At 44.6% G+C, this 13,971-nt stretch carries 10 protein-coding genes; all 10 read right to left on the minus strand.

What is annotated here, in order from left to right:
- Positions 1 to 125: 125 nt before the first annotated feature.
- The 10 genes from DWW60_RS10815 to DWW60_RS10860 all read right to left on the minus strand — a co-directional run bounded on the left by DWW60_RS10815 (position 126) and on the right by DWW60_RS10860 (position 13,861).
- The gene (locus tag DWW60_RS10815; RefSeq protein ID WP_117875361.1) at positions 126 to 1,970 is read right to left on the minus strand and encodes an ABC transporter ATP-binding protein; all 1,845 of its coding nucleotides are present in this window, start codon (positions 1,968 to 1,970) and stop codon (positions 126 to 128) included.
- Between the two features lie 3 nt (positions 1,971 to 1,973).
- Complete coding sequence (locus DWW60_RS10820) at positions 1,974 to 4,166, minus strand: ABC transporter ATP-binding protein (RefSeq protein WP_117875362.1); 2,193 nt, start codon at positions 4,164 to 4,166, stop codon at positions 1,974 to 1,976.
- A 438-nt stretch (positions 4,167 to 4,604) separates the two neighbouring features.
- A complete protein-coding gene (locus tag DWW60_RS10825) occupies positions 4,605 to 4,811 on the minus strand; it encodes a FeoA domain-containing protein (protein WP_055147308.1) in 207 nt (68 codons plus the stop codon).
- 280 nt (positions 4,812 to 5,091) lie between these two features.
- Positions 5,092 to 6,117: a branched-chain amino acid aminotransferase gene (locus DWW60_RS10830; RefSeq protein ID WP_004853734.1), complete on the minus strand. Its 1,026-nt coding sequence runs from the start codon at positions 6,115 to 6,117 to the stop codon at positions 5,092 to 5,094.
- A gap of 185 nt (positions 6,118 to 6,302) precedes the next feature.
- Positions 6,303 to 6,857 (minus strand): flavin reductase family protein, encoded by a 555-nt coding sequence (locus DWW60_RS10835; protein WP_015533453.1) that lies wholly within the window; start codon positions 6,855 to 6,857, stop codon positions 6,303 to 6,305.
- Between the two features lie 78 nt (positions 6,858 to 6,935).
- Complete coding sequence (locus DWW60_RS10840) at positions 6,936 to 8,075, minus strand: SLC13 family permease (protein WP_117875363.1); 1,140 nt, start codon at positions 8,073 to 8,075, stop codon at positions 6,936 to 6,938.
- On the minus strand, positions 8,072 to 8,617 hold the full coding sequence (locus DWW60_RS10845; protein ID WP_117875364.1) for a hydrolase: 546 nt from the start codon (positions 8,615 to 8,617) through the stop codon (positions 8,072 to 8,074). The genes DWW60_RS10840 and DWW60_RS10845 overlap by 4 nt, the downstream gene beginning before the upstream one ends.
- Positions 8,618 to 8,733: 116 nt before the next feature.
- A complete protein-coding gene (locus DWW60_RS10850) occupies positions 8,734 to 10,071 on the minus strand; it encodes a glycerate kinase (RefSeq protein WP_147341858.1) in 1,338 nt (445 codons plus the stop codon).
- Between the two features lie 178 nt (positions 10,072 to 10,249).
- On the minus strand, positions 10,250 to 12,151 hold the full coding sequence (locus tag DWW60_RS10855) for a fibronectin type III domain-containing protein (protein ID WP_158565908.1): 1,902 nt from the start codon (positions 12,149 to 12,151) through the stop codon (positions 10,250 to 10,252).
- A 225-nt stretch (positions 12,152 to 12,376) separates the two neighbouring features.
- The gene (locus DWW60_RS10860) at positions 12,377 to 13,861 is read right to left on the minus strand and encodes a helix-turn-helix domain-containing protein (RefSeq protein WP_055224285.1); all 1,485 of its coding nucleotides are present in this window, start codon (positions 13,859 to 13,861) and stop codon (positions 12,377 to 12,379) included.
- Between the last annotated feature and the right edge of the window lie 110 nt (positions 13,862 to 13,971).

The raw sequence follows: 13,971 nt of genomic DNA on the forward strand, positions 1-13,971 counted from the left end.
TTATCCTCCGTAGTGTTTTCTCGTTTTCTTAACTTGAGGATATTCTAGCAGGATAGGCTGTCCATGGAAAATACTATTATTTTGAGACTCGTCATAGTTTTAAGCTATGGGTATCTATAAATCCTTTAACTCCACTGCGAGTTATACAGATCCGCATAGAATCCATTCTGCGCCATGAGCTCGTCATGGTTACCTTGCTCTATGATGTCACCGTCCTTCATAACAAGGATTATGTCTGCATTCTTGATGGTTGACAGTCTGTGGGCTATGACAAAGCTTGTCCTGCCCTTCATCAGATTGTCCATGGCTCTCTGAATCCTGTGTTCTGTTCTCGTATCGACTGACGATGTAGCCTCATCAAGGATCAGAACCGGATTGTCAGCAAGAATTGCCCTTGCGATAGTTAAGAGCTGTTTCTGTCCCTGGGAGATATTTGTTATCTCCTCGTTGAGCTCCATGTTGTATCCACCCGGAAGTGCCGAGATAAATCTATGTGCATGAGCTGCCTTTGCCGCTGCGATAACTTCCTCATCCGTAGCGTCCAGTCTTCCGTATCTGATATTCTCCATGATAGTACCCTTGAACAGCCATGTATCCTGAAGCACCATGCCAAATACATCCCTGAGCTCACGTCTGTTGAAGTCCTTAATATTGTGTCCGTCCAGAAGTATAGCACCGCCATTCACGTCGTAGAATCTCATGAGCAGCTTGACCATGGTGGTCTTGCCCGCTCCGGTAGGTCCGACTATAGCTACCTGCTGTCCCGGTTTTACATAGGCTGAGAAATCCTTGATGATGATCTGATCCGGATTGTAGCCAAACTTTACATGTTCAAATGTAACTTCACCCTTGATTCCCTCTGTGGATACAGGATTCTCTACTATCTGCTCCTCTTCTTTCTCTTCAAGAAGTTCAAATACTCGCTCAGCGGCTGCTGCCATCTGCTGCATCATATTTGTGACCTGGGCAACCTGCTGAACAGGCTGTGTGAGGTTCTTCACGTACTGTATAAATGCCTGGATATCACCTATCTGGATAGTTCCTCTGATCGCCAGAGCCGCACCTGATATGGCAACTGCCACATAACCCAGATTGCCGACAAACATCATGATAGGCTGCATCAGTCCTGATAAGAACTGTGACTTCCATGCTGACTTGTACAAAGTCTCATTTGTCTCATGGAACTCTCTTCTAACGTCGTTCTCCTTATTGAACGCTTTTATGACATTGTGTCCGCCATACACCTCTTCAACCTGACCGTTTATGTGTCCCACGTATTCCTGCTGCTGCTTGAAGAATCTCTGGGATTTCTTGATGACAAACATCATGAGCATGATACTTATCGGAAGTATCAGCACTGATATAAGTGTCATAAGCGGGCTGATCGTGAGCATCATCACGATTACACCGATGACCGTACTAACCGATGTAATGAGCTGTGTGATACTCTGGTTCAGACCATTTCCCATGGTGTCTATATCATTTGTGATTCTTGAAAGTACCTCGCCATAGGTTCTGCTCTCAAAGTAGCTCATCGGCATCCTGTTGATCTTCTCGGACACCTCACGTCTCATCCTGTAGCACACCTTCTGTGTGATACCGGTCATGATGAAGCCCTGTACAAAGCTAAATGCCACACTCAGCACATACAGACCAAGACAGAACAGCAATATCTTACCGATATACGTGAAATCAATTCCGCCGTTGCCTGTTATCTTGTTCATGATCCCCTCGGACAGGGCTGTTGTCGCCTTGCCGAGTACCTTCGGACATACTACGTTGAATACCGTACTTCCAATTGCAAATATAGCAACGACAACAACCGCTGCCTTGTACTTGCCTATGTATCTAAATAACTTTCCTATCGTTCCCTTGAAGTCCTTGGCTTTCTCGCCGCCCATCATAGGACCGTGGCCTCTTCTAGGGCCTCTGAAACTTCTCTGATTATTTGTCTGATTCTGTTCTGCCATGTCCTACACCTGCCTTTCTGAGTCAGTTCCAAGACTGGCTGCTATCTCCGATGGGGAAAGCTGCGACTCGGCTATCTGCCTGTACTCCTCACAGGTCTGCATGAGTTCCTTGTGTGTTCCCTTGCCGACTATCGTACCCTCGTCAAGCACAAGTATCTGATCTGCTGAGAGTATAGTGCTTACACGCTGTGCAACGATAAATACCGTGCTGTCATTTACGTGCTCACCAAGTGCCTTTCTGACTGCCACATCCGTCTTGAAATCAAGCGCTGAAAAGCTGTCGTCAAATATCAGGATCTTCGGCTTTCTCGCTATGGCTCTGGCTATAGCAAGACGCTGTTTCTGACCACCGGACACATTTCCACCGCCCTGGGCAACCGCACTGTCGTAACCGTGCTCCTTCTCCTCTATGAAGTCAGATGCCTGGGCAATCTCAGCTGCAAGCTTGACATCTTCATCAGATGCATCCGGTGCACCGAATCTTATATTGGACGCAATCGTTCCCGAGAACAGAATTCCCTTCTGCGGAACAAAACCGATATTCTGTCTCACGCTCTCCATGGTGAGGTCTCTTATATCCTGTCCGTCTATCGTTATCGAGCCCTCCGTAACATCATAGAATCTCGGGAGGAGCTGAACCAGTGTACTCTTACCACAACCGGTACTTCCTATGATCGCCGTAGTCTGTCCAGGCTTGGCCTCAAATGAGATATTCTCAAGTACATTCTCATCTGCGCCCGGATATGCAAATGCGACATTGTCATACTTTACGACACCCCTTGGTGCTTCAAGCTTCTTTGCTCCGGCTGCATCCTGAACTGTCACATCCGTATCTATGATCTCCTGTATTCTGTCTGCTGCCACGCTGGCACGAGGGAGCATGACTGACATCATGCTGAGCATAAGGAATGACATAATGATAAGCATTGTATATGTAATAAATGCAGTCATTGATCCTACCTGAAGGACACCCGCATCGATCTTGTGGGCTGCCACCCACTCTATAAGTATGCTTATTGCATACATGATGAACATGAGTATAGGCATTGCAAATGTCATGACTCTATTAACGAACAATGTGTTCTTCGTCAGATCTTTATTTGCCTCATCGAATCTCTCTTCCTCGCGTTCCTCCCTGCCAAATGCCCTGATAACCGGGATACCTGTAAGTATCTCTCTTGACACAAGGTTTACTCTGTCCACCAGTGTCTGCATAACTTTAAACTTTGGCATGGCGATGACCATAAGCGTTCCCATGAGAATCACAACTGCTGCTATGCCAATGAATATTACCCAGCCCATTCCAGCTCCATTCTCAACAACCTTGACGATGCCTCCAATAGAAAGTATCGGTGCATATAGAACCATTCTGAGCATCATAACAGTGACCATCTGTATCTGCTGGACATCATTTGTAGATCTCGTTATAAGGGATGCTGTTGAGAACTTGTTGATCTCAGCATCCGAAAATGCGATAACCTTGTTGAACACCTTCTCTCTGAGTCCGCAGGCAACGCTTGCTGCAACCCTCGACGCCACAAGTCCTATGAGAACCGCAGCTGCAGCCATGAGAAGTGACATCCCAAGCATCTTCACCGCTGCCCACTTCAGATATGACATCTGTCCTGCCTTATAATCGTAGCCAAAGCTGTCATAGCATATCCTTGTACATGCTATGGCTGTGGATTCCATATAGTCTTCACCCATGCTGTCGAGCATGCCGTCAACCGTAGGTTTCATCTGTTCACCGATCTGCGCCCACATCTCCTCCGGCATATCGTCAAGGGTGATTCCCATCTTATCGAGTCCTGCCTTAATTGCATTGTCCTCATCAGAGTTCACCATCTGATATGGATAGTAATACATCATAAGCCCCTTCATACAGGCACCATCCACTTCTTCTATGTGTTCCTCTCCGTCTTCTGTCAGATAATAATAACCATCAGAACCGTCTTTATAATATTTCTCCCATACGGCTTTCTCATCGTCATCCATAAATCCGTCTATCACGTTGTAGGCTTTCTCCGGGATCTGTTTTGGGCTACAGTTCTCTATACCGTAGTTCTGTATACCGGTATCTATGAGCTTTGAAGTGTAGTCCGGAAGTGACAGATCACAGTATGCCTGCAGAACGAGAAGAAGGGCTATGATAATGACCGACTTCCAATATGGCTTCAGATTTCTGAATATCTGCATGTCATTTCCTCCTTGAACAATTATTGATCAGATGAATGTATCCCCCTCTAGTCTTTCTATGTGCACAACATAACATCACCTGTACCGGATCGCTCCCGCTCATTTCGGCCTACAGCGGTACTAAGGACCGGTGGCCTCAAATGTCCTGTACAGGTGATGTTATGTTGTACACGTTAATATACATTATGCAGGGATACATTCATCTGATATCTACGCTTTCTTCTGACGGAGAAAATGCCATGCTTTAGCTGACGTTGTTTTCCCCTTTACATTTCCAAGCGTATTCTTTCTTTAATTAAATATCTTTGAAAGTTTATCATTGCATATATTCTCAGTCAATTAAATATCTATAAAGATTTAATAATTTTTATGACAAAAAAACGGCAGCCGCTGTTCTCCAGCAACTACCGTTTTTTCCCGTTTCTTCTGACTTTCAATCTAAGCCAGCTTTATCCGCTCCGCCGCATCTCTTGTTATAGCAAGTCTTTTTCCCTTTGCCTTGATTATCACATTGCCAAAGTAAGACGATACGACTTGCACCTGATCTCCGGTCTCAAGCTGACATGCGCCGAACAGGGATCTGTCCGCGCAGTTCCAAGCTATCTCACCTGAGAAACCGTTTACTGCATCTGATAATGACATCATAGTAACCACCCCTTCAAAATAATAGATTTCATGAATCATCTTATGTATCAACGCACTATCCGATATACAATTTATCTTTCGTTTCTTCTATTGTCTATACAATTATAACTCTTCAGTGTCGGTGCAAGTCAATTCTAATTGTTAGTATATGGGGCTAATCTTTCTTACACCGAACTAACTTGGATACACAAAAACCCCACCGACATCCGACTTACCATCAGACATCAGTGGGGTTATAATGTTCTCAATATTTATTATCTTACACCGAATTACTCGATCATTACTCGATTACCTTAAGCCATCCCTCTGGACCTTCGATTCTGCCCATCTGGATTCCTGTAAGAGTATCATACAGCTTCTGGATAACTGGTCCCATCTTCTCCATACCGCTTGGGAAGCAGATCTCCTTGCCGTGGTCGTTGATCTTACCTACAGGTGAGATAACCGCTGCTGTACCGCACAGACCGCACTCTGCAAAATCCTTAACCTCATCGAAGTATACTTCTCTCTCCTCAGCCTCAAGTCCAAGGATATCCTTTGCAACTACCATCAGTGAACGTCTTGTGATCGATGGGAGGATACTGTTTGACTTAGGTGTAACTACCTTGCCGTCCTTTGTAACGAAGATGAAGTTTGCTCCACCTGTCTCCTCTACCTTTGTTCTTGTAGCTGCATCGAGGTACATGTTCTCATCGAATCCCTCTTTGTGTGCTGTAACTATTGCATGAAGGCTCATTGCATAGTTAAGACCAGCCTTGATGTGTCCTGTTCCGTGAGGTGCTGCTCTATCGAAATCTGAAACCTTGATTGTGATAGGCTTTGCACCGCCCTTGAAGTAAGGACCAACTGGTGTTGTGAGGATTCTGAACTGATACTCGTCTGCCGGCTTAACACCTATAACTGGATTTGAACCGAACATATATGGTCTGATATATAATGTAGCACCTGATCCGTAAGGTGGTACATAATCAATATTTGCCTTTACTGTATCTACTATTGCCTGTACAAATCTATCCTCTGGGAAAGGTGGCATCTCAAGTCTTCTTGCTGAGTCTGCCATTCTGCTTGCGTTGAGGTCAGGACGGAAACATACAACACGTCCATCCTCTGTTCTGTAAGCCTTCATTCCCTCGAAAACTGTCTGAGCGTACTGAAGAACACCTGCGCACTCGTTTAATACTACGTTAGGATCCTCTGTGAGTGTACCCTCATCCCATGCTCCATCCTTATAATTTGCTACAAATCTCTTATCTGTCTGAACATAGCCAAATCCAAGGTTTGCCCAATCGATATTCTTCTTATCCATATCTACATCTTCCTTTCACTTTAGCTTGTGCTTTTTTGTATGTGTCTGTTATATCACATTATTTCGCCTTTTTCCATATGTATATTGAACATTTGCTTGAAAAATTAAGGTTTTTCTTCCAAAAATGGCTAATTTTTTCATGTTACAATGTACAATTTGATGATTTTCCCAAGTTACAAGCTTGTCTACTTCAACTTATTACCCTCTGAGAAAGCATCGCCAACCCTGTCGCCGAGTGCAAAATATCCATGTCCGATGGTGTCAAACACGATCGGATGGAACTCTTCATATGTGATCTCGCCGTCATCGCCCAGGATACGGTCGTCTGCAACAACATTTACAATCTCGCCGAGGAACTTGTCCCCGTCTATGATCTCCTTGAGCTTGCACTCCATTGTCAGTGAAAGCTCGTTGATGACTGGAGCATTTACAAACTCGCTCTTTCTGGTTGTAAAACCAGCCTTCTTCATCTTGTCTGGCTCGTCATTTGCCGACACGATTCCCACATAGTCACAGGCTGCCACATGCTCTGCATCAGCAATGGCAACTGTGAACGCTTTGTTCAGCTTTATATTCTCGGTAGTCTTATGACTTCCAAGGTCAAATATGATCTCATTTGCTCCGACTATTCCGCCCCATGCCGCATTCATGACATTTGCATTGCCATCGGCATCGTATGTTCCGATCATCATGACCGGTTGTGGCACCAGCATAGGTTTTGCACCAAGATTCTTACTCATATTATCTACCTCCTTAATTTGAAGAAACTTACCTTTCTATTTTATGACTACTGCCATCTAAGGGCAATAATTTTCTGGCTAAAATATTATTTTCCACATGCATATAAGCACCACCAGGAACAGCACATTTGCAAATGTGAAGTATGCCAGATATCTTCCTCTGGCGCCCTTGTCCTGTCTCGCCACGTATTTGAATGAGATCAGACTTGCCATGGATGCAATCAAAGTTCCGAGTCCTCCGAGATTGGTACCGACTATCAGATCTGTGTATTTATCTGTAAATCCCGACAATAACACCGCCGCTGGCACATTACTTATGACCTGACTTGCAAGTACTGATGTGATCATCTCATGCCCGCCAAGAACACTCTCCACAAATGTCCTAAATTCTTCTATTCTTCCCATGTTTCCGATAAACACGAAGAATCCCACAAATGTGAATATCAGCGAATAGTCTACCTTCAGCAGCAATCTTCTCTGGCATATAAGGACTACCACAAGCACTACCGCAAATGTCACCCAGTATGGGACGATCCGCGCCACGGTGAGCAATGACAACACAAAAAGTATGCTATATATACCCACCAGCTTCCTGTTCACCTGTATATCACTGCCTGAGAGTCTGATCTCAAGCTGCCTGTTTTTTCCTTTCATGCATACTATGACACATATTACAAGAAGCGCTGCCGATGCCACTGTATATGGCAGCATGAGCAATACAAACCTGCCTGCGCTGATCCCTGCAAGTCCGTACAGATACAGGTTCTGCGGATTGCCTATAGGTGTCAGCATGCTTCCAAGATTCGCGGCTATGGTCTGGAGCGTTATCACAGGAACCATCCATCTGGCGAGGACTTCCTCCCCGGCCATTCCCAGAACAGTAAGCGTCATCGGCACAAATGTTATGAGCGACACATCATTTGTGATAAACATGCTGAAAAAGAAGCACATAAATGTAAGCACAAATGTCACCGCCCGGAGCGAACCCATACGATTTATCATGCTTTTCGCTATGATGCCAAACATTCCCTGCTGTGAAAATCCCGCAACCACTGTCATAAGACAGAACAGTATCGCAAGTGTCCTGAAATCTATGTAGTCCACATACGCGCTGTCCGGAGGCACGATAAATGCCGATATCACCGCCAGCAGAAGTGCCACGGTGAGCACTGTCTCTTTGCGGACAAATTCTCCGATTTTCTTTATACCCCCGATCATGGTCTGAATGTCCTGAGTGCCTCTATAGTCTTGGTGATCAATTCATCAAGTGACCAACCAAGCATATCTGCACCTCTTTCGATGACCTCCCTGGAGCATCCCGCAGCAAATCCCTTGCTCTTGTATTTCTTCTTAACTGACTTGAGTTCCAGATCTTGAACACTCTTTGATGGTCTCATGAGTGTAACCGCTCCGATAAGTCCTGTAAGCTCGTCCACAGCATAGAGAACCTTCTCCATCTCATGTTCTGGTTTTATGTCAACCGTGATACCATAGCCATGGCTTGCCGTCGCATGAATGATCCTCTCGTCAACACCGTGCTCTCTCATGATCTCCTGGGACTTGATGCAGTGCTGCTCAGGATACTGTTCAAAGTCCAGATCGTGAAGCAGTCCGACTATTCCCCAGAACTCTTCCTCATCGCCATAACCAAGCTCCCTTGCAAAATATTTCATGGTTCCCTCTACGATCTGTGCATGCTCCAGATGGAACTCATCCTTGTTGTACTCTGTGAGTAATTCCCACGCTTCTTCTCTTGTCATCTTTGTCTCCTCCTCGTATTATATAGTAGTAAATTTATTTTCTTGCATATCTCTTCATTTTTTGCAGAAAAAATTCACACGCCTCTGATTCTGTTTCAAACAATTTAATACCATATCTATCTAAGCCGTGCAGGTCTGCACACACGTGCCGACATCTGTTCCTTAAGTTCTGTGATCTTTGCGGCACACGTCGTCAAATTCGCCGCAGCATTTTCAGGCTTCATCGCCGTTCTCACCTGCTCCGAATCACTGTCATCTATACCAAGCACATTGTTCACTGCGTAACACTCATTGAACAATCCTTCTTTGACGCAGTTCTCCGCACCATCCCCAAGACATCCTCCTATAGCGATCACATATTTACCATGTTCCTTTGCAAGCCTTGCAACTCCCGCCGGTGTCTTTCCCATCATGGTCTGGGCATCTATCCTGCCCTCACCTGTTATGACTGTATCCGCCCATTCTACATCTGCCTCAAGCCCTGTCTCAGACAAAACTATATCAATCCCCGACATAAGTTTCCCTCCGAGAAACATACGAAAAGCATATCCGATACCTCCCGCCGCGCCAGCACCCGGAGTGTTTCTGTCAGACTTTCCCTCAGCAGATCTTTCCACAACATCAGCATAGTGTTTCATGTACCCATCCATGAGCTCAACCGTCTCCGCATCCGCACCCTTCTGCGGTGCAAATACACGGCTGCAACCAAGCTCACCCACAAGGGGATTTGTCACATCACAGGCAATACTGAATGTGCAGTGCAATAATCTGGATGCAAAGTCATCATCATCATCTACACATGACTCATCAACAGCACCTGCACCAGATATCGCAGCAGTGCCTACAATTGGCGTATCGACAGGATCTGCTACAGCCAGCTCTGATGAATTCTTACGGACAAGCATCTTCCCCGGAATAACAATCCTTTCAAGAACTCCAAGCCCCTCTGCCCCATATGGCACCTCATGACCATCCGCGTCAAGGCAGGAAAATCCAAGCGCCTGAAGCATTCCGATGCCGCCGTCATTTGTCGCACTTCCTCCGATTCCGACAATGAAACGCTCACATCCCTTTAAGATAGCGTCCCTTATCATCTCGCCAACACCATAGGTAGTAGTGTGCATCGGATCTCTCTGATCCTCAGGGACAAGAGGAAGTCCCGCAGCAGCGGCCATCTCCATAACAGCAGTTCTTCCATCCGCAGCATCGTATATCGTATACTCCGCAGTGATCTTTTTCCCCAGCGGCCCTGTCACAACACAGCTCCCCCTGCTGACATTATTCTTTCCATATATAATGGCCTCCGTCGTGCCCTCACCGCCATCCGCCACCGGACGAACCCTTATCTCTGCATCCGGCAATATGGACTTTATTCCTTTTTCTATGGCATTCCCCGCTCCAAGACTAGTCATGCTTCCCTTGAACGAGTCAACCGCCACAAGTATTTTATTCATAATAACTCCTGTCTGTATACTGAAGCACCAGTCATCCTTCTTTGTACATGGCTGAAGCTTCACATCGCCTTTGTATATTATAATACCATCTGCAATTTTTGCACACAAAAAGTGGGGCGTATACAAAACTGTTGTTATGTTCTGTATACGCCCCGTTGTTCAAAAGGATGTTATTAAGCTATTTTACTTTAACTGATTTCGCCTTGCTCCACGCAGAGTAAAATGTCACTGACTTTCCATTTATCTTTACTGTCTTGTAGGTTCTCACACGTACATAATATGTCTTTCCACTCGCAAGCTTCCTGACACTTGTTCTGATCGTCTTGTTCTTGCTTACAGTCTTTACCTTTGTGCCTCTTCTGAAATTCTTATTTGCACAATACTGTAACTGGTAACCCGTTGTCTGTGTCATCCGCTTGTTCCATCTGACTGTCATGCTGCCCTTGCCGGACGCAGTCGCAGCAATGGTGGTTCCCTTCGGATTGATGGTGAAATACATTGTCTTCGAATCCTTATATTTATTTCCGCACAATGTGACCTTGACCGAATATTTTCCTACATTTTTTCTCCCCGCACTGTAGGTGGCCTTGTAATCCTTATTCTTTGTCAGAATATTCCCAGCGGCATCTTTTACTGTAACCGCCGGTGTTCTGACCTTTCCATTATATACATACGAAGCCGTATTAAGCTTAATTGTAGACACCTTGGATATTCTGGATGTCGAAAGCTTTTTGCCGCATGACTTACACGTTGTGGTGATGACGCCAGCCTTCGACATTGTTGCTTTTGTTGTCACAGTGTTCACCTTTGTGGCGTGCTTACATACGGTCGTCTTTGCTGTGAGGACGCCAGACGCGGCATTACTATACACCACGTAAGTGTTCTGTATATATTCAAGCTCACCGGATACCTTGTAACCCTGTGACAACATATACTCATTGCTGTAATACTGGTCTCTTGTAAATGAAACATTGTCTTCTGACTTCTCCACCATACAATATGATGACACATTTCCATACTTGTCTGTCACATCGCCAAGTACACCTGCTATGTCATATTTGAAATATGCATAATCTTTGTAGTTATTATCTATTGAATTATATAAAAATACACACTTATCGCCCGTCTTCTCCTCAATGTACACATATGCAGGTGAAGAGGATCTGAAAGAATATCCGGCAACAGATTCTTGTGTATCGGTGTATCCACACTCCTCAGCGTTGAATGTACCCTCTGTAGTCTTCAGCTCATGCATATAATACTTTCCATCGTTTCCTGGTATAGGCATGAGCTCATACTCTGTATATATACGCACATTCTCTGCCTTTATCGTTCCATCTGGATTATACTCGGTACGCACCCCCTCCGTCACAGTATACAATTTCTTATCATCAGCTTTTTTGTACACCTGACAAATGTCACCTTCACCGCTCAGATCAATCTCTATGCTCTGTATCTGCTCATAGTTCATTCTGGTTGCCTGTGTCTTCTGAAGACCTGTCAAACCATTTACAGCAAAACAATCTGCAACCGTTGTGTTCATGGCCAGAACAAGGTTGCCATCCGTCTTTCCCGCAAATGCGTGTACCTCAGCATTTCCGCTTATCTTGAAGTATGATCTTGTTCCCTCCGGCTGTAAAACTATTGCGTCAGTTGACTTCTGCTTCTCGTTGACATACAATTTACCGTCACCAACGATTTCCACAGAACCGCCATATCCATCTCCCCATGCATACAATGCACTTACATGACTCGTTCCCACGAGCTTGATCTTAAAATCATCGCCCATCATATTGGTAACGACCCTGTAATCCGGCAAATTACAATTGGTGAGTGTCAAAGTGTTCGTACTCTTGTCATACACCGCACCTTTGGCACTGGTAGTTGTTCCTGCCTGCGGAGTCCTGAAGCTGTACACATATATCGCTTCGTTATTATCCGGATTGTAGAACTCAACATATGCAAAGCTCCACTCCTCATCCTCACACGGGCCATTGTTTGCGGCCATCGCCGCGACACCGCCTACCGTCAGAATAAAAATAAACGACAGCAGAAATGTCAATCTCCTGAAATGCTTCATAGTCATTCCCCCTTCTATGATATTCTTCGTCTACAGGTAAGTAACTCACCTGTTGTTTTATGTCATAGATTATAGTCATCTGCTGTCGTTTTCATAACGTTACATATGTCTCAATATGTGCTATATATTCAATTTTACATTCATTCATCACTTTTATCTAATCCATATGTGTATTTTCAATCTGGCACACTTATACTTCCATAGCAATCAACTCTCACGCAATCATCATTCCTCATGCCATCCATAATAATACTGAATAAGGCCTACTCTGGTCTTCGTTCCAGTCTTCTCATTCATGGAAGATATATGCCTATATAGGGATGCCCTTGATATGTACAGCTCATCCGCTATATCCTGTACACTGCCATCAGATACAAGCAACTTCTGCAACACCTCCCGCTCACGTCCAGTGAGGTGATGAGCATCTGCAAAGCATTCAAAATCAACCTCAACTCTTGCGTTAGAATTCTCCGCCGATTTCGTCACTTTTTCTTCATCATATCGTCTATATTGTTCCTTCTGTAGATTTTCAAGCACAAATACCGCAATGCTTATAAGTACGAGCAACAATATGACCACTACACTCATAACCATGATTCCGGGGGAATCTATCAGCATATATGATATTATTCCCACAATACCCGCACCAATGTTGTTGACTGCCCTTCCGGCACCAGACCAAAGCGCTGACCAACGCATTCCATAGGATACATTTATGAATCCTGTCGTGAAATACACTACGAAGAATCCGGCTGCAAGATAGAATACAATCAGACCTATGATAAATGCCCCTCCAAACTCTATGATAAGCATGGCTATAACGGACAACACTGTAACGCAGTACATCATCTGATTCATAAAGCGCTGATCTTTTATATCAAACAAGAAGCCTGCTGCAACTCCGCTTAATGCGAGAAACAACCTTGGCCATTGCCCCACATCTGCCCCGCCCTCAGCGTGGACAACGGTCACAACATTATCCAGTGCGGAAAATATAAACGTCATAAGAAGAACAACCATCACAAGCGCCACAGCCACCGATCCGCTATCAGGAGTTGTTTCGTCACATTTTTCTTTGCAATCCGTTTTGTTCCGCTCATCTACCATGTATGTGTCCGCTTCTGCGTATTCATCTCTGGCCAGAAAAAGTATCACTGCAAGTGCCACTATGGCCAGCGAGAACATAACCATACGCAGGATCACATTGTCTATAAGATTATAATTGATATACTGCAGAAGCAGTCCAAGTGCATATGAAATTCCCACAATTACCGTAAGATGCTTTCTATCCGTATAATCGCGGCTCACATCGTGATACACGCGTCCTCCCATAACACCACACACAATAAAGAATATAATTCCATATAACAGTATCAATTTGCCGGAACACAGTATTATCGCTGCGAGCGCGGCAACCTCCACTATATTCAAAGTAATAATTATTATCTGTTTGATTTTGCTGCCGACATATCTCTCAATCAGTGCATATATGAATAGTCCCACCGCACTGGCCAGCAGTATCACGCTCTGATACAACAGAACACTTCTGGCATCCACAAACTCCGCAGCCCTGCTGTCGAAGAAGAATTCCATACCCAGAAATACAAAGCTGAACAGAGCCAGCGAGATCACACTTCTGATATGCGCCGGTTCAAAGCCTTTTTCATTATTATTTATTTTTTCAACATCCACTGATCTTTCCCCTGACATATATGGTCATCTCCTGTTTATTCTGTATTAAAGATAATATAGCGCTGAATTTTTGTCAAAATATAAAGTATGCTAATTCATAACACCTATATCCCTTGGAATATCAATGT

Source organism: Coprococcus sp. AF16-22, from assembly GCF_003461545.1.
Lineage (GTDB): Bacteria > Bacillota > Clostridia > Lachnospirales > Lachnospiraceae > Coprococcus > Coprococcus aceti.